Here is an 18,274-nt window from a genome sequence, read left to right as displayed (position 1 = left end):
ACAGGACGTGGTCAAGCACGTGCGGTGGGTCAGGATTTATCGTAAAAAATGACGTGTTTTACGATAAAGTATTGGCCTTACCGCTCGATTCCTATTTGCCATGACTGCTGTCGCCCCCATCATTCCCATTGCATCCGAACCTGTGCTCGTGCGCGCAACATGTCCGCATGACTGTCCTGATACCTGTGCTTTGCTGGTGACCGTGAAAGAGGGCATTGCCACCGAAGTGCGTGGCGATCCGGATCATCCGACAACGGCGGGAGTACTTTGTACCAAGGTCTCCCGCTACACCGAACGAACTTACCACCAGCAGCGTTTGCTCCATCCAATGAAGCGTGTTGGCCACAAAGGGGAAGGTAAGTTTGTCCAGATCAGCTGGGATGAGGCGCTCACCACTATCGCTGCACGGCTGCAGGAAATTGTGCAGAAAGATCCGCGTGCGATATTGCCGTACAGCTATGCTGGCACCATGGGTCTGGTTCAGGGCGAGTCGATGTCGATGCGTTTCTTTAACCGGATCGGCGCATCGTTGCTGGATCGAACTATCTGCGCCTCTGCAGGAGGCACCGGTTATCGCTATACCTTGGGGACGCGGCTTGGCACTGATACCGAACACGTCCAAAACGCGAGCCTGATCATTCTGTGGGGAGGGAATCCGATTGCCTCCAATCTGCATTTCTGGATGCGTGTACAAGAAGCCAAGCGGCGTGGGGCAAAGATTATTGCCATTGATCCCTACCGCTCGCTCAGCGCCGACAAATGTCATCAGCACATTGCCTTGTTGCCGGGTACTGACGCCGCGTTGGCACTGGGAATCATGCATGTGCTGATCAAGGAAGATTTGCTTGATAAAGACTACATTTCTCGGCATACGCTGGGCTTTGAGGCATTGCAGCAGCGTGCTGCGGAATGGCCACCAGAGCGCGTTGCTGAAATCTGCGGCATCACTGTTGCCGAAGTGGAGGGACTCGCGCGTGATTACGGTAGCGCAGCGCAGCGCGGCGAGATCACCATGATTCGTGCCAATTATGGTTTGCAGCGTGTACGCGGTGGTGGCATGGCGGTGCGCAATATCGCCTGTCTGCCAGCCTTGGTCGGTGCCTGGCGAAAAGCCGGTGGTGGCATGCAATTGTCTACCTCGGATTCATTCCCCAAGAACACCCAATTTCTGCAGCGACCAGATCTGGCTGGGCGGCATGGCTTGCCGCCGCGTACCATCAATATGAGTACCATCGGCGATGATCTGTTGCGTCCGACAAGTGCCGAGTTCGGCCCGCGAATCGAAGCGATGATTGTCTACAATGCCAACCCGGTTGCGGTCGCCCCTGAGTCTGCTAAGGTCGTTGCGGGTTTCGCTCGCGAGGATGTGTTTACGGTGGTACTGGAGCACTTCCAGACGGACACTGCCGATTACGCGGATATTCTTTTGCCGGCGACTACGCAGCTTGAGCATGTCGATGTTCATTCGACTTACGGTCATGTCTACATGATGGCCAACAATGCAGCAATCGCCCCTCTGGGCGAGGCCAAATCGAATGCGGAAATTTTCCGTCTGCTGGCTGCGCACATGGGATTTGAGGAGGCGTGTTTCCGTGACAGCGACGACGACATTGCAGCGCAGGCGTTTGATCGCAATCATCCCCGTGCTGCAGATTTTGACTGGCAGAAGCTCAAGGAAACTGGCTGGCAACGCTTGAATATCGCGGCCGCCCCGTTTGCTGATGGCGGCTTTGGTACTCCCTCCGGGAAATGCGAGTTTTACTCTGCAAACATGCTCGCTGATGGCTATGATCCATTGCCAACGTATATTCCTCCCTACGAGTCTCGGGATAGTAATCCGGACCTTGCCGCCAAATATCCGCTGGCAATGATATCGCCGCCGGCCAGAAATTTTCTCAACTCTTCTTTCGTAAATGTTCAGAGTTTGCGTGATACGGAAGGTGAGCCGCATCTCGATATACATCCTGACGATGCTGCCGAACGTGGCATTATCAATGGCGCAACGGTTCGGATTTTCAATGATCGGGGCAGCATGCTTGCCAAGGCGCGAGTGACACCCAAGGCGCGCGTTGGGCTGGTTGTCGGCTTGTCGATCTGGTGGAAGAAGTTTGCTGCTGACGGCAAAAATGCCAATGAAGTGACTAGTCAACGTCTCACTGATATGGGGAAGGCGCCGACGTTTTATGATGTACTGGTCGAAGTGGAAGCCTATACGATCCCTGTTTGACAGAATCCGGAGGTAGTAAAGAGGTTTGCGAAAATTTCCTTTTGGAAATGTTATATTTTTAATATATGCGTGCGAACCGTCGGTTCTAATGGGTAAAGTCGATGTGAACGAGGAAGTTCGAGAAATTTCCTGAAAATACTTGCTCTGTGCCGGATAGGTGGATAGCATTTGCGATAAATAAAAACACAACCGTGCTTTTTTTCGCGCGCCAACAAATTGACAATGCGGTCGTTGCCGCTTTGAATCGGAGACAAAGGAACATCATGGATAAATTCTGGCTTGCAAATTACCCCGCAGGCGTCCCGGCCGAGATTGACCCCAGCCATTACGGTTCACTGGTGCAATTGCTTGACGAAGCGTTCATCAAACATGCCGACAGCAAGGCGTATGCCTGCATGGACAAGACGCTGACTTACCGCCAGGTCGACCGCTTTTCGGACGCACTGGCTGCCTGGTTGCAGAGCACTACTCTGAAAAAGGGTGCGCGCGTGGCGATCATGATGCCCAATGTGTTGCAATATCCGATTGCGATTGCTGCTGTGCTGCGTGCTGGTTATACGGTGGTCAATGTGAACCCTTTATACACGCCACGTGAATTGGAGCATCAACTCAAAGATTCCGGTGCCGAAGCCATTTTTGTGCTGGAGAATTTCGCCGGTACGCTGGCCAAGGTGATCGACCACACCAGCGTCAAGCACGTTGTGGTCGCGAGCATGGGGGAGTTGCTCGGTACGGTCAAGGGCGCACTGGTCAACTTTGTGGTCCGTCGTGTCAAGAAACTGGTGCCGGAATTCTCATTGCCTGGTGCGATCAGTTTCAAGAAAGCCATCGCCATCGGTGCAGGTCGACAACGGCAGCCTGTTGCATTGACGCATGATGATGTCGCCTTTTTGCAGTACACCGGTGGGACTACTGGGGTAGCTAAAGGCGCAGTACTTACGCATCGCAACGTAGTGGCTAACATTTTGCAAGCTGAGGAATGGTTGATGCCATCGATTCGGCAAGGGGCTAAAACCGATCAGCTGGTATTCATTTGTGCCTTACCGCTTTATCACATCTTTGCGCTGACGGTATGCAACATGTTGGGGATACGTGAGGGGGCGCTCAATGTGCTGATTCCTAATCCGCGCGACATTCCTGGCTTCATCAAGGAGTTGGGAAAGTACGATGTCAATACCTTCCCGGCGGTCAATACGCTTTATAACGCTTTGCTCAATCATCCGGATTTCGCGAAGCTCGATTTTTCTCATTATCGTTGCTGCGTGGCTGGTGGCATGGCAGTGCAAAAGGCTGTTGCTGATCGCTGGAAGAAGGTGACTGGCTGCCCGATTATCGAAGGTTACGGCCTGTCAGAAACTTCTCCTATTGCTAGTGCCAATCCCTGCACTATCAGCGAATATACAGGCACCATTGGTCTGCCATTGTCATCGACCGAGATTGCGATTCTCGACGATGATGGCCAACCGGTACCGTTGGGTCAGTCAGGCGAAATCGCCATTCGCGGGCCGCAGGTGATGGCAGGTTACTGGAATCGTCCGGATGAAACTGCAAAGGTCATGACGCCCGATGGTTTCTTCAAGTCTGGTGATATCGGCATCATGGATGAGCGCGGTTACACTCGCATCGTTGACCGCAAGAAGGACATGATTCTGGTCTCTGGTTTCAACGTTTATCCCAATGAAATTGAAGGCGTGATTGCTCAGCATCCCGGCGTGCTCGAATGTGCCTGTGTCGGCGTACCTGACGAGCAATCTGGTGAAGCCGTCAAATTATTTGTGGTGCGCAAGGACAAGGCGCTCACCAGCGAACAATTGATGAGTTATTGCAAGGAGCAGTTTACGGGTTACAAGAAGCCCAAATTCATCGAGTTCCGCGATGAATTACCGAAAACCAACGTGGGTAAGATCTTGCGCCGCGAACTACGTGACGAAAAGAAGGCTGCATAAATTCTCTTTGCTTCAGTAAGCGTATCGACCGAAAAGCGACTGCATTCAGTCGCTTTTTTTATGCACCGACTATGAGTGTTGTCGTGAGATAAGCGTACACGCCTTTGTTATTACCAATTTGCATTACTATCAAACTATTTATAAGTTCGGAATCTAAAGGCGCACTGTTATAGTGAATGCACCATTTTAGATACCGGCTTACCGTGATTCGCATCTCCCATTTACAAAAAAGTTACCCTACCGCCGGCCGAGAAATAACAGCGCTTTCCGATATCAACCTGCACATCAATAAAGGCGAGATCTTTGGCATTATTGGTCGTTCGGGTGCAGGCAAAAGTACCCTGATTCGCACCCTCAATCTGCTGGAGCGTCCCTCCCAGGGGCAGATTTTCATTGATGATGAAGATATCACTGCCTTCGATAGCACCGCATTGCACAAGCTACGTCAGCGTATCGGGATGATCTTTCAGCATTTCAATTTGCTCAGCGCCAAAACGGTTGCGGAAAATATCGACTGGCCGTTGAAAATCACTGGCAAGTACAGTCGGGAGCAACGCCAGCAACGGGTTGCCGAGCTACTTGATCTGGTTGACCTGACCCAGCATGGCGACAAATATCCTTCGCAACTGTCAGGTGGGCAGAAGCAACGCGTGGGGATTGCCCGTGCACTTGCCAACTACCCACAGGTGCTCTTGTGCGACGAGGCCACTTCGGCGCTGGATCCGGAGACAACACAGGCGATTCTGCGTCTGCTGCTTGATATCAATCGCAAACTGGATTTGACCATCGTATTGATCACGCACGAGATGCAGGTCATTCGTAGCATCTGCGATCGCGTTGCCGTTATTGATCACGCCCAGATCGTGGAAAGCGGGCGAGTGGTCGATGTGTTCTTGCGTCCGCAGCATGCTGTCACCCAGAAGCTGGTCGCAGAGAGCCACGCCTTTGATCCCGATAACAATCTTGATACAGCCGGCTTCAAAGGCAAACTGGTGCGCCTGACTTTTGTTGGTGACATCACGTATCAACCAATTCTGAATCAGGTGATTGCCCAGACCGAGGCACTCATTACGATCTTGCAAGGCACTATCTCGCGCATTAAGGACACGCCTTACGGGCAGTTACTGGTGGAGCTATCCGGTAGCGATGTCGCTATCAAGGAAGTGTTTTCTCAATTTCAGCGTTACGCGATTCATCACGAGGTGTTGGCATGATCGATTTTTCTGTTGTCGACTGGGGCGATATTGGCCAGGCAACGCTCGAGACACTCACGATGACCGGGTTGTCGCTGCTGTTTACGGTCTTGATCGGATTGCCGCTGGGGATCCTGTTGTTCCTCTCCGGGCGCAATCAGTTACTGGCTCAGCGTGGCGTTTATCTGGTTCTATCGTTGGTGGTCAATGTGCTGCGCTCAGTACCGTTTCTGATTCTGCTGATCGTCATGATTCCTGTGACCTTGCTGCTAGTTGGAACCTCGCTTGGCGTGGAGGGATCGATTCCTCCGCTGGTCATTGGCACGGCACCATTTTTTGCGCGATTGGTGGAAAACGTCTTGCGTGAGATTGATCGCGGCGTGTTGGAGGCCTGTACTGCGATGGGTGCCAAGACGTATCAGATCATTTTCGGCGCGCTGTTGCCAGAAGCACTTCCGGGTTTGCTGGCTGCCATCACGATCACTGCCATCACGCTGATGTCTTACGCGGCGATGTCCGGAGTGATCGGTGGCGGCGGTCTTGGAGACTTGGCGATTCGCTTCGGTTATCAGCGTTTTCAGACAGAAGTGATGATCGTGACGGTCGCAATTCTGGTGGTCCTGGTGCAGTTGCTGCAATTCTTTGGCGATCGTCTGGTACAGCATTTCACGCGTAAATAAAGAGTGTATTCGTCATTCAATTTTAAATAAGTCACCTCAAGAAAAGGAGTTTCACATGTCACGTAAATTATCCCTGCTGCTGGCCGCGTCGCTGGCCTACTTCGGAGTTGCTGGCGCGCAAGCGGCAGAAAAGCTGGTCATCGCTGCAACGCCGGTGCCGCATGCCGAGATTCTGGAATTCATCAAGCCAATATTGGCCAAGGAAGGTGTTGATCTGCAAATCAAGGTATTTACCGACTACATTCAACCGGCCCTACAAACCAATGAAAAACAGGTCGATGGTAACTACTACCTGCACCAACCCTATCTGAATGAGTTCAAGAAGAGCCATAAGAACGATCTCGAAGTTCCCGTTGCCAAGGTTCACGTGGAGCCGTTCGCAGCTTATTCGCAGAAGTATAAGAAGGTAGCGGACATCCCTGACGGCGCTACGATTGCGATTCCAAACGATCCTTCGAATTCGGGCCGCGCGTTGTTGTTGTTGGCACGCAATGGTTTGTTGAAGCTGAAGGACCCAAGCAATATCTCGGCGACACAAAAAGATATCGTCGATAATCCGAAGCATCTGAAATTCCGCGAGCTGGAAGCGGCGACATTGCCACGCGTGTTGAACCAGGTTGATGTGGCGCTGATCAACACCAATTACGCAATCGAAGCCAAACTCAATCCGATCAAGGATTCCCTGTTCATCGAAGATGCCAATTCACCGTATGCAAACCTGCTGGTTGCACGTGACGATAACAAGAACAGTGATGCCATCAAGAAGCTGGCCGCAGCTTTGAATTCCCCTGAAGTGAAGAAATTCATTGAAGAAAAATATAAGGGTGCAGTGGTTCCTGCATTCTGATGAGGTTGGAACAACTGGTCTGAGGTGGTTGCAGGACTAGTCGCCTCATCAGCAAAAAGGCCGCACAGTGCAAACTGAGCGGCTTTTTTTATTGCCATGACGATCAAATCGACTCACCCGGACCCAGGGGGGGCAGGCTGCGCGGTTTGCGGTTTTCGTCAGTGGCCACATAGGTCAACGTGGCCTCGGTCACTTTGACGATCTCTGCCTGCAGGCGGTTACGCTCAGCATAAACCTCGACATTGACGGTAATCGACGTGTTGCCGACTTTGATGATGTCCGCATAAAAAGACAGAAGATCGCCCACAAATACCGGATGTTTGAATAAAAATGAATTCACGGCAATGGTTGCTACACGGCCATTCGCACGCCGTGTCGCCGGTAACGATCCGGCAATGTCGACCTGCGCCATGATCCAGCCACCAAAGACGTCACCATAAACATTGGCATCGGAAGGCATCGGCATGACGCGGAGATGCGGTACCTTGCCGGCTGGCAGTGAAGAGTAGTCTGAGGATGACATGACGGTCCTTTCTGGTGCAATGCGGTAAGTTGGTCGGGCGCCGTACGAAGAGTAGCTTCGCTTTTATAATGCGCAGGTCCGAACAGAAAATGCGGTCTCTGGAGTTTACCGGACTGCGGGCCTTAGTGCCTGTTCTTGTCTGGGTTCCCGCTTAATTTTGGTTCATTTTCCCCATGCGCAGATATTCAAATTCTTCAGAACCATCGCCGAGCAGTAAAACGGCTTCCTTGCATAGTGACTGGGAGACGATCCGAACGTTGATTCCTTACCTGTGGAATTACAAATGGCGCGTCTCGCTCGCGTTGCTCTTTCTGGTCGGGGCCAAGTTAAGCAATATTGGTGTGCCACTGTTGCTCAAGCAACTGGTGGATCGCCTGACGATTTCGCCGGCACATCCTCAGGGTTTGCTGGTTTTGCCACTGGCGTTGTTGCTTGCCTATGGTGCCTTGCGCCTTGGCGCGACCGTATTTACCGAATTGCGCGAGCTGGTTTTCGTCAAAGTCACGCAACGCGCGATGCGCACGATTGCCTTGCAGGTGTTTCGTCATTTGCATGCCTTGTCGCTGCGCTTTCATCTCAATCGTCAGACCGGTGGCATGACGCGAGACATCGAACGTGGCACCAGAGGGGTTGCCTCCCTGGTTCAATATGCCTTGTTCAGCATCCTCCCGACCTTGATTGAAATCAGTCTGGTACTGGTGTACCTGGTACTGCACTACGACATTTGGTTCAGCATCATTACGGCCTCGGCTCTCGTCCTGTATATCGTCTTTACGATTACGGTGACGCAATGGCGCACCCATTTTCGACGGACCATGAATGAGCTCGATTCGCGTGCCAATACGCGTGCTATCGACTCCTTGCTGAACTATGAAACGGTCAAATATTTCGGTAATGAGGAGTTCGAAGCGCAACGCTATGACGAAGGTTTGCAGCGCTATGAATCGGCGGCGGTCAGATCGCAGTCATCATTGTCGCTGCTCAATGCGGGCCAGTCTGCCATCATTGCCATTGGGGTAACCTTGATCCTGTGGCGTGCCACGCAAGGCGTGATGGATCACAAGATGACGTTAGGGGATCTGGTGCTGGTCAATGCATTCATGATTCAGCTCTACATTCCGCTGAATTTTCTGGGTGTGATTTATCGGGAAATCAAGCAAAGTCTGGCCGATATGGAGCGGCTGTTCTCATTGCTCAATCAGCATCGTGAGATTGCCGATGCCGAGCACGCCAGACCCTTGGCTGTGCGTGGTGCGCAGGTCAGCTTTGCGCACGTCGACTTCAGTTATGAGCCTGATCGTCAAATCCTGTTCGATGTCTGTTTCGAGATTCCGCCAGGTACCACGACCGCGGTGGTCGGGCATAGCGGATCAGGAAAGTCGACGCTGTCTCGGCTGCTGTATCGTTTCTATGAAGTGAATGCGGGCAGTATTACGATTGACGGTCAGGATCTGCGTAACGTAACGCAGACGTCGTTGCGTAGCACGATCGGTATCGTGCCGCAGGATACGGTCCTTTTCAACGATACGATCGAATACAACATCGCCTACGGTAAGCCTGGCAGCAGCAAAGCCGATATTGTTGCCGCAGCCAAGGCAGCTTACATCCATGATTTCATCGAGTCATTGCCGAATGGTTACGGCACGATGGTGGGGGAGCGTGGCCTGAAGTTGTCCGGAGGTGAAAAGCAGCGTGTTGCGATTGCCCGAACCTTATTGAAAAATCCAGCATTGTTGATTTTTGATGAAGCAACTTCTGCGTTGGACTCCAAGGCCGAGCAGGCAATTCAGGAGCAGTTGCGGGAAATCGCTCGGGACCGTACCACGCTGATCATTGCGCATCGACTCTCGACCATTGTCGACGCGCAGCAGATTTTGGTGCTGGAGCAGGGCCGCATCATCGAACGCGGTACTCATGCGCAATTACTGGCTAATGAAGGTACTTATGCCCAGATGTGGGCGCGCCAGCAATTCTCGGAAAACGAGGAAGATGCCGAACAGGAAGGTGCGGGAATGCGACAATTGGCGTAGTCATTGACTGGCAGTATCTTTTGAACATCGGCACGTGTGCTCAGACATGTGGCATTTCACTCAGACGGAATAGTAGGCATGGAAACCAAATGGCTGGAAGACTTCATCTCCCTGGCAGAAACACATAGTTTCAGTCGATCGGCTGAATTACGGCATGTGACGCAACCTGCATTCTCACGTCGGATTCAATCGCTGGAGGCCTGGCTGGGTGCCGATCTGATTGATCGGACCTCCTATCCAACCCGCTTGACTGCGGCAGGTGAAGTATTCTACGAGCAGGCGGTGGAGATGTTGGGGCAGATCAACAACACGCGTGCCTTGTTGCGCGGCAAGCGCCCGGCGGCACAGACTACGGTTGACTTCGCTGTGCCCCATACCTTGTCGCTGACCTACATCCCCAAATGGCTGAGTGCACTGGAATCAGGTTTCGGACCGCTCAATACACGGCTGATTGCCTTGAATGTACATGATGCTGTCATGACCATTGTTGATGGTGGATGTGATCTGTTGCTCTGCTATCACCATCCCCGGCAGCCGGTGCAACTTGACTCCAGTCGTTACGACATGCTCGTGATGGGACGAGAAAGTGTTCGTCCCTATGCGCGCTGTGACCGTACCGGCAAGCCGGATTTTGTTTTTCCTGGCAACAGCAAGGCGCCGTTGCCATTTTTGTCCTATACGCCGAATGCTTATCTGGGACGGATGGTGGAGCTGATTCTGACGGACGCCAAGAGCCCCTTACATCTCGAAAAACGTTACGAAACCGATATGTCGGAAAGTCTCAAGATGATGGCGCTGGAGGGGCATGGTGTCGCATTCTTGCCTGAGTCTTCGGTATTGCGCGAGGTACGCAACAGGCAGTTGGCGAGGGCTGATGGTGCCAACGGAGACTGGGAAGTGGAAATGGAAATTCGGCTCTATCGTGAGCGACCTACCGCCCAGCGCACTGGCAAGGTATTGGTGTCAAGACTGTGGGACTACCTGCTCGAGCAAGATGAGAAACGCAAGGATGTTGAGGCGCGCGCAAAGAGGGCTGGCAGGAACGGATAAAAATCATTCCTCCTCAGTCTTATTCTCCTTAGCGTCAAATTTCAAGGTTATGCGTGTAATGCATAGTTGCATGCGCACAAAGCATTAGCGTTAGCTGCAGCCATTGCATACGATGGCGTCGCTATCGATGGCGGGTATGACGATAAATGCCAGTGCAGCGCGACGCGCTGTGGCTTTGCGTCAACATCCCGGGTTGGCATAAGCCGGCCTCCGATTGCAGATGACTGAAATGCATACAGGCAGTTGCTGTCCTCTCTGTTTTTCGCGGTTGAAGGAGTAGGATAGTTTGCCGATAGTTTTGATTGCATTTTTCATTTTGTGGCGGCCTCGACCAATCTTGCGCAAGCATGGCGAACCAAAGGAGTGATTGCATCATGTCAAACGAACCAGTCAAGCACGAAGTACCTTCCTACCTTACTCCACATGGCATCGGTCCATGGGGCGTCTACCTCGAACAAATTGATCGTGTCACTCCCTACCTCGGGTCGTTGGCGCGCTGGGTAGAAACACTCAAGCGTCCAAAGCGTATTTTGGTGGTTGATGTACCGATTGAACGCGATGACGGCAGTATCGCTCACTTTGAGGGGTACCGCGTTCAGCACAACACTTCGCGCGGTCCTGGTAAGGGTGGTGTGCGGTTCCACCAGGACGTGACCTTGTCCGAAGTGATGGCATTGTCGGCTTGGATGACCGTCAAGAACGCGGCTGTCAATGTCCCCTACGGTGGCGCCAAAGGCGGTATTCGCCTGGATCCACGTACTTTGTCCCGCGGCGAATTGCAGCGCGTGACCCGCCGCTACACCAGCGAAATTGGCATCATTATTGGCCCTAACAAGGATATTCCGGCGCCGGACGTCAATACTGACTCGCAGATCATGGCATGGATGATGGACACCTATTCCATGAACCAGGGAAGCACGTCCTCTGGCGTCGTGACTGGCAAGCCCATTTCTTTGGGCGGCAGCCTGGGACGTCATGAAGCGACCGGTCGCGGGGTATTTGTGGTTGGTTGCGAAGCTGCTGCCAAGCGTAATCTCGATATCAAGGATGCGCGTGTCGCAGTGCAGGGTTTTGGTAACGTAGGTGGTATCGCCGCGCGTCTGTTTGCTGAAGCAGGTGCTAAAGTAGTAGCGGTGCAGGATCATATCTCTACCGTGGTTCGCGCTAGCGGGCTGGATGTGCCGGCGTTGCAGGCCTACGTTGCTCAGCATGGCAGTGTTGCCGGCTTCCCGGGCGCAGACGAGGTCGCGGATCGTGCCCAGTTCTGGGCTACCGATTGCGACATTCTGGTGCCTGCTGCACTCGAGCAGCAAATCACTGAAGCCAATGCGGGAGTCATCCGCGCAAAAATCATCCTCGAAGGTGCCAACGGTCCTACGACCCCTGCAGCAGACGATATTTTGCGCGATAAGGGTGTATTGATCGTGCCTGATGTGATTGCCAATGCTGGTGGTGTGACGGTCAGTTATTTCGAATGGGTGCAGGACTTCTCCAGTTTCTTCTGGACCGAAGACGAAATCAATGTTCGCCTCACACGCATCATGCGCGAAGCTTTCGCGGCGGTGTGGCAACTGGCTGATGAAAAGAAGGTGTCATTGCGGACGGCTGCGTTTATTGTTGCTTGCACACGTGTGTTGCAAGCCCGTGAAATGCGCGGTCTCTATCCATGATGCATTGATCTAGTTGCACCGAGGACGGCGGTCCACAAAAATATAACGAAGACCGCGTCCTCATTGACTGAAAAACTCATGCGTCCCCCCTTGTGTCGCGTGAGTGCAGCTGTAAATGGAGGAGACATGTTGGGCCATGCATCGCATAGACGATCAGGCTTGATTACACAACGCAAAAACACAATCTCATATTTTTCACCCCGTCAGAGCCGGGCAGCGAGTTTGCTTGGCAGTCGTTGTTTGTCATCGATGCTGTCTCTGGCTTGGTGGGGCTAGTCATACGCCTCCAAAGTGCGAATTCTGGTACGGTTATTGCTCAATCAATATAAATTGCAGCATTTTCATGAGTTTTAAAACTGAATCGCATTAGCTTGGTCCAAGACTTGCACTTTTGGTGCTCGTTATTCGAAAAAAAACGATATAAAGATCGTCATTATTCAGTTTTGACACAGCTGGTTTTCAATTGAAATAGGCTGATTTGCGGAGTTTTCGAATACGGCCCGAATTTAGCTGTCAAACGGCGTTCTTTCAGGAGCGAAGGCTATTGTTGAGGAGGTGCTTTTGGTACACTACGTGAAATTTTTCGAGGAGGTCACATGAAGTTATTTAAGCTGGCAGGAGTATTGGTGGGTGCAAGTGTCTTGATTGGTGCTGCACACGCTGAAGAGTTGACTGGTCGTCTGAAGAAAATCAAGGAATCTGGCACTCTGACACTGGGTGTGCGCGACGCGTCGATCCCATTCTCCTATCTGGATGACAAGCAATCGTATCAAGGTTATTCGATTGATCTGTGTATGAAGGCTGCAACTGCCATCCAAAAGAAGTTGGGTATGACATCGTTGAATGTGAAGATGATCCCTGTGACTTCGGCAACGCGTATCCCGCTGATTGCCAATGGTACAGCTGATATTTCGTGTGATTCGGCAACCAATAATCTTGAGCGTCAAAAGCAGGTTGCCTTTGCCGTGACTGAGTTCGTTACAGCGAATCGATTCCTGTCTAAGAAATCCGCGAATCTGAAGACTCTGGACGATCTGAAAGGTAAGACTATCGTGTCGACTTCCGGTACTTCCAATCTGAAGCAGATCACAACCTTGAATGCAGAGCGCAATCTTGGCATGAATATTCTGTCTGCGAAGGACCATGCAGAAGCATTCCTGATGGTTGAAACTGGTCGTGCAGTTGCGTTCGTGATGGATGATATTTTGCTTTCTTCGCTGGCTGCGAACTCCAAGGCTCCTGGTGATTACGTTGTGTCGAGCGAAGCTCTGTCTGTTGAGCCATACGGCTTGATTTTGCCATTGGGTGATGCAGCGTTCAAGAAGGTCGTTGACGATGCGCTGATCAACGTCTACAAGGGCGACGATATCAAGAAGATCTACGCGAAATGGTTCCAGTCGCCAATTCCACCAAAGGGTGTCAACTTGAACGTGCCGATGAGCCCGCAGCTGCAAGCTGTACTGGCAAAGCCGACCGACTCCGGTGACCCAGCTGCTTACGCTGCTGTGCCTGAGGCGCAAAAGCAGTCTTCGAAGAAGAAGTAAGTTGCAGGCGCAGTGTTTAACTACTGTGCTGATATAAAACAAAACGGGGGAACTTTCCCCCGTTTTGTTTAATTTGCGAAGCAAGTGTGAGAGTCGCAAGCCACATTTCACAAGTGACATTTCACTCGTAACAAGTGAGGCAGTAAATTACATAGATTAGTTGGCAACCAGGGGAGTCATCACCCTGAACAATGCTGCAAGACCTGCCATGTGTCGCCGTACTCATGCGTAGGCAAACTGGGAGCGTGCATAGCGCGGTCCTAATCGCAAGAGTTGAGATGAGAAGACGAGGGAATATATGCACTATAACTGGAACTGGGGCATCTTCTGGGAGGAGTCTCCCGATGGTATCCCTTATATCGATACACTATTAATCGGATTGAAATGGACCATCGCCACTGCATTGTTGGCGTGGATCATGGCGCTGGTACTTGGCACTATTGTTGGTACTATCCGCACGACACAAAAGCCATGGGCTGTGCGGTTTGCTAATGGTTATGTGGAACTGTTTCGCAATATTCCTCTGCTGGTACAGATGTTTTTATGGTATTTCGTTGTACCGGAATTATTGCCAGCTGCGATGGGGGATTGGCTCAAGAGCTTGCCTAACGCATCCTTCGTAACGGCATTTCTAGCGCTGGGATTCTTTACCTCGTCGCGCGTTGCAGTACAGGTCACGACAGGGATCAATGCCTTGCCGCGCGGTCAACGTATGGCAGGAGCAGCACTCGGCTTGACGCCGGTGCAGACTTACCGCTATGTGCTCTTGCCAATGGCGTTTCGTATCATCATCCCGGCACTCACGAACGAGTTTGCTGCGATCATCAAGAATAGCTCGGTGGCGCTGACCATTGGTTTGGTTGAGTTGACCGCTGCGACTTACTCGATGCGGGAATTCACTTTCCAGACCTTCGAGGCGCTGACCGGTGCGACCATTATCTACATTATCATTTCAGTCATTGCGCTGATCGTTGCGCGTGTCCTGGAAAAAGTCACTGCAGTACCGGGCTATATCACCGGCGGCAGTGCCAGTACAGGAGGGCATTAATCCATGTTTGCCAATTTCGATTTCAATGTCATTGAGCGGTCCTGGTATTACCTGCTCACCACGGGTCTCAAATTTACGCTCATATTGACCATTTCGGCGATGATTGGTGGTGTCGTCATTGGCACCTTGCTTGCCATGATGCGCCTGTCCAGCAACAAGCCTCTGTCGTTCATAGCAACGAGTTACGTCAACCTGATTCGTTCGGTGCCGCTGGTGCTGGTGATTTTCTGGTTCTATTTTCTGGTGCCATTCATTGGTGCCTGGATTATTGGTGCTAGCGAGCCCATCCAGGTTGGTGCTTTTCAGTCTGCATTGATCACCTTCATCTTGTTTGAGGCCGCGTATTATTGCGAAATCATGCGCTCAGGCATCCAGTCGATTCCGCGAGGCCAGGTCTTTGCTGGTTATGCAATTGGCATGAACTATTGGCAAATGATGGGGAACGTGGTGCTGCCGCAAGCGTTCCGCAATGTCATGCCGATCTTGATGACCCAGACGATTGTGCTGTTTCAGGACGTGTCGCTTGTGTATGTGTTGGGCTCGGTGCCTGATTTCGTCACTAGCGCCTCCAAGATTGCGCAGCGCGATAGTCGTCTGGTCGAAATGTATCTCTTCGTTGCGGTGGTCTATTTTGTGATGAGTTTTATCTTTTCGCAGTTGGTCAAACGCTTCCAGCAAAAGATTGCCATTATTCGCTAACAGCATGGCCGACATAAAGCTCGGCCTCGATACCGTATTCAGGAATTAGGAGAAATAGATGATTGAACTTAACAATGTCAGCAAATGGTATGGCAGCTTCCAGGTCTTAACCGATTGCAGCACGAGCGTTGCCAAGGGTGATGTGGTGGTGGTGTGCGGCCCTTCGGGCTCGGGCAAGTCGACCTTGATCAAGACCGTCAATGGTCTGGAGCCGTTCCAGAAAGGTACGATCACTGTCGATGGCGTATCGGTAGGTGATCCCAAAACCAATCTGTCCAAGTTACGTGCGCGCATTGGTATGGTGTTTCAGAATTTTGAACTGTTTCCTCACCTGTCGATTCGTGAAAATCTGACCATCGGTCAGGTCAAGGTGCTGGGGCGCAGCGTGGATGAAGCAACTGAAAAAGGGTTGAAGTACCTTGATCGGGTTGGCCTGATTGCACAAAAGGACAAGTTCCCTGGGCAGTTGTCCGGCGGTCAACAACAGCGTGTCGCCATCGCGCGTGCGTTGTCGATGGACCCGATCGCCATGTTGTTCGACGAGCCGACCTCGGCTCTGGACCCGGAAATGATCAACGAAGTGTTGGATGTCATGGTGGGCCTGGCGCAAGAAGGTATGACAATGATGGTGGTGACGCACGAAATGGGCTTTGCACGCAAGGTCGCGAACCGCGTCATCTTCATGGACAAGGGTGTTGTCGTCGAAGATTGCAAAAAGGATGACTTTTTCGCATCGCCGCGCTCGGAGCGAGCCCGTGATTTCCTGGCCAAAATCATCACACATTGAAGCGGGTGTTAGGGAGGCCGGAGACGGCGCCCTTGTGCCTGTTGCCCAAAACCGTCCGGTGCAAACCGCGACGGTTTTTTTTATGGGGGCAACAACGCGGCAATGCGCTAAGCAGGTGCTTGATCTGGCGCAATCGTAGCTTACTCCCTTGCGGTAAAATACCGCCTTCAATGAACCACGCACCTACTGCGGAGTCGACAATGAAGTGCTTTGGCGGCCATATTGTGCGTGCCATGCAGGCAACTTACCTGATTCCTACTTTGAAAAAGAGAACGCAATGAGCGACGTAGTCACCATCACCCGTCCGGACGACTGGCATTTGCACTTGCGCGATGGCGCCACCATGGCCAGTGTGTTGCCGCACACCGTTCATCAGTTTGCCCGTGCCATAGTCATGCCCAATCTCAAGCCGCCGGTCACTACCACCGAGCAGGCGGGTGCCTATCGCCAGCGAATTCTGGCTGCGCTGCCAGCCGGTGCGCAGTTCGAGCCATTGATGGTCCTGTATCTGACCGACAATACACCGCCCGAAGAAATCCGCAAGGCCAAGGCTAGCGGATTTGTCCACGCCGTCAAACTGTATCCTGCGGGCGCTACGACCAATTCGGATGCGGGTGTCACGGATCTGCGCAAATGCTACAAGACGTTGGAAGTATTGCAGGAAACCGGTATGCCATTTTTGGTGCATGGCGAAGTGACCGATCCGGCTATCGATATCTTCGATCGGGAAGCTGTCTTTATCGACCGTGTGATGCAGCCTCTGCGGCGCGATATGCCTGGCTTGAAGGTCGTGTTTGAACATATCACCACCAAGGATGCGGCTGATTACGTGGCTAGTGCAGAGGGTCCAACGGCGGCCACGATCACGGCGCATCATCTGCTCTACAACCGCAACGAGATTTTCAAGGGTGGAATTCGTCCGCACTACTATTGTCTGCCAGTTCTGAAGCGGGAAACGCATCGTCAGGCATTGGTGGCTGCGGCAATATCCGGCAGTGACAAATTTTTTCTTGGCACTGATTCAGCGCCGCATCCCAAGGGGTTGAAAGAGCACGCCTGTGGTTGTGCTGGCTGCTATACCGCTTTACATGCACTGGAATTGTATGCGCAGGCATTTGAGCAGGCGAATGCGCTGGACAAGCTGGAGGCCTTTGCCAGCTTTAATGGACCGGCATTTTACGGCTTGCCTCGCAATACGGGCACAGTTAGCCTGCGTCGTGAGAGCTGGACAATACCCGCCGAGTTGCCGATGGGGGATACCACGGTAGTGCCACTTAATGGTGGTGAAACGATGCAGTGGAAGCTGGTCTGAGCCACAGGCTTATTCTGGCCTACTCTGTTCATCCGGTTCATTTTTATGAGGAACTGTTGTCATGCAATTCGTTGATCAAATCATCGCTGAACTGGATAAGGCGCTGCGTGTTGTCAGCGGTGTCGCTTGTGCGTCGCGCGTCAACCCCGCCGCTGCCTTACCCGAAGCGGCGTTGAGTGATGCGGAAAAGCGTCACAGTGCGGGCCTGATGCGTGTTAATCATGTCGGTGAGGTTTGCGCCCAAGCGTTGTACGATGCGCAGGGGAGATTTGCGCAGTCGGATGCCCTGAAGCAGCAGTTTGCTCATGCTGGCATTGAGGAGGAGGACCATCTCGCCTGGACCGCAGACAGATTGCGCGAGCTGGGCTCGCACACCAGTTTGCTCAACCCTTTGTGGTATGCCGGTTCTTACGTGCTTGGCACAATCGCAGCGCGCGTTGGCGATGCGCGTAATCTGGGCTTTGTTGCAGAGACAGAGCGGCAGGTCGAACAGCACCTGATTGGGCATCTGGAGAAGTTGCCTGCGCAGGATGCTAAATCACGGGCCATTGTGGATCAGATGCGCAGGGATGAGATCGAGCACGCCGAAGCGGCTGTCGAGCTTGGTGCGGCCGACATGCCTTTGCCTCTGCGTGGCCTGATGCAGGCAATGTCGAAAGTCATGACCACTGTGGCATATCGTATTTGAGCAGGTATGTATCTGCAGGCCGGCGGCCTG

Annotated in this window: 15 protein-coding genes; 14 read left to right on the top strand and 1 reads right to left on the bottom strand. The window is 52.5% G+C overall.

The features are described from left to right. Positions 1 to 100 precede the first annotated feature (100 nt). The 5 genes from FHW66_RS18775 to FHW66_RS18755 all read left to right on the top strand — a co-directional run bounded on the left by FHW66_RS18775 (position 101) and on the right by FHW66_RS18755 (position 6,893). Positions 101 to 2,227, top strand: a complete 2,127-nt coding sequence (locus FHW66_RS18775; protein ID WP_183381359.1) for a molybdopterin-dependent oxidoreductase — start codon at positions 101 to 103, stop codon at positions 2,225 to 2,227. A gap of 263 nt (positions 2,228 to 2,490) precedes the next feature. Beyond that, positions 2,491 to 4,173, top strand: a complete 1,683-nt coding sequence (locus FHW66_RS18770) for a long-chain-fatty-acid--CoA ligase (RefSeq protein WP_183381358.1) — start codon at positions 2,491 to 2,493, stop codon at positions 4,171 to 4,173. Between the two features lie 203 nt (positions 4,174 to 4,376). Then, a complete protein-coding gene (locus FHW66_RS18765; protein WP_183381357.1) occupies positions 4,377 to 5,387 on the top strand; it encodes an ATP-binding cassette domain-containing protein in 1,011 nt (336 codons plus the stop codon). Next, positions 5,384 to 6,046, top strand: a complete 663-nt coding sequence (locus FHW66_RS18760) for a methionine ABC transporter permease (RefSeq protein ID WP_183381356.1) — start codon at positions 5,384 to 5,386, stop codon at positions 6,044 to 6,046. Before FHW66_RS18765 ends, FHW66_RS18760 begins: the two co-directional genes overlap by 4 nt. A 55-nt stretch (positions 6,047 to 6,101) precedes the next feature. Further along, positions 6,102 to 6,893: a MetQ/NlpA family ABC transporter substrate-binding protein gene (locus tag FHW66_RS18755; RefSeq protein WP_183381355.1), complete on the top strand. Its 792-nt coding sequence runs from the start codon at positions 6,102 to 6,104 to the stop codon at positions 6,891 to 6,893. 103 nt (positions 6,894 to 6,996) lie between these two features. On the opposite strand, the gene FHW66_RS18750 is transcribed toward FHW66_RS18755, so the two are convergent. Beyond that, positions 6,997 to 7,416, bottom strand: coding sequence for an acyl-CoA thioesterase (locus FHW66_RS18750; protein WP_183381354.1), 420 nt, complete (start codon positions 7,414 to 7,416; stop codon positions 6,997 to 6,999). A gap of 173 nt (positions 7,417 to 7,589) precedes the next feature. Between FHW66_RS18750 and FHW66_RS18745 the strand changes: the two genes are divergently transcribed. The 9 genes from FHW66_RS18745 to coq7 all read left to right on the top strand — a co-directional run bounded on the left by FHW66_RS18745 (position 7,590) and on the right by coq7 (position 18,244). After that, positions 7,590 to 9,446 carry an ABC transporter ATP-binding protein/permease gene (locus FHW66_RS18745; RefSeq protein ID WP_183381353.1) on the top strand — a complete coding sequence of 619 codons (1,857 nt, stop codon included), beginning with the start codon at positions 7,590 to 7,592 and terminating at the stop codon, positions 9,444 to 9,446. A gap of 78 nt (positions 9,447 to 9,524) precedes the next feature. Next, positions 9,525 to 10,496, top strand: coding sequence for a LysR family transcriptional regulator (locus FHW66_RS18740; RefSeq protein ID WP_183381352.1), 972 nt, complete (start codon positions 9,525 to 9,527; stop codon positions 10,494 to 10,496). A 374-nt stretch (positions 10,497 to 10,870) separates the two neighbouring features. Beyond that, on the top strand, positions 10,871 to 12,166 hold the full coding sequence (locus FHW66_RS18735) for a Glu/Leu/Phe/Val dehydrogenase (RefSeq protein WP_183381351.1): 1,296 nt from the start codon (positions 10,871 to 10,873) through the stop codon (positions 12,164 to 12,166). 596 nt (positions 12,167 to 12,762) lie between these two features. After that, the gene (locus FHW66_RS18730) at positions 12,763 to 13,710 is read left to right on the top strand and encodes an amino acid ABC transporter substrate-binding protein (protein ID WP_183381350.1); all 948 of its coding nucleotides are present in this window, start codon (positions 12,763 to 12,765) and stop codon (positions 13,708 to 13,710) included. 298 nt (positions 13,711 to 14,008) lie between these two features. Continuing rightward, positions 14,009 to 14,758, top strand: coding sequence for an amino acid ABC transporter permease (locus FHW66_RS18725; protein ID WP_183381349.1), 750 nt, complete (start codon positions 14,009 to 14,011; stop codon positions 14,756 to 14,758). Between the two features lie 3 nt (positions 14,759 to 14,761). Next, positions 14,762 to 15,457, top strand: coding sequence for an amino acid ABC transporter permease (locus tag FHW66_RS18720; RefSeq protein ID WP_183381348.1), 696 nt, complete (start codon positions 14,762 to 14,764; stop codon positions 15,455 to 15,457). 58 nt (positions 15,458 to 15,515) lie between these two features. Beyond that, positions 15,516 to 16,244 (top strand): amino acid ABC transporter ATP-binding protein, encoded by a 729-nt coding sequence (locus FHW66_RS18715; RefSeq protein ID WP_183381347.1) that lies wholly within the window; start codon positions 15,516 to 15,518, stop codon positions 16,242 to 16,244. Positions 16,245 to 16,521: 277 nt separating this feature from the next. Next, positions 16,522 to 17,556, top strand: coding sequence for a dihydroorotase (gene pyrC, locus FHW66_RS18710; protein WP_183381346.1), 1,035 nt, complete (start codon positions 16,522 to 16,524; stop codon positions 17,554 to 17,556). Positions 17,557 to 17,617: 61 nt separating this feature from the next. Then, the gene (gene coq7 / locus FHW66_RS18705; protein WP_183381345.1) at positions 17,618 to 18,244 is read left to right on the top strand and encodes a 2-polyprenyl-3-methyl-6-methoxy-1,4-benzoquinone monooxygenase; all 627 of its coding nucleotides are present in this window, start codon (positions 17,618 to 17,620) and stop codon (positions 18,242 to 18,244) included. Positions 18,245 to 18,274 lie beyond the last annotated feature (30 nt).

This window comes from Herbaspirillum sp. Sphag64, from assembly GCF_014192645.1.
GTDB lineage: Bacteria > Pseudomonadota > Gammaproteobacteria > Burkholderiales > Burkholderiaceae_D > Herbaspirillum.
Note: the sequence above shows the minus strand (reverse complement) of the source record. Positions and strands in the feature narration are given on the sequence as shown.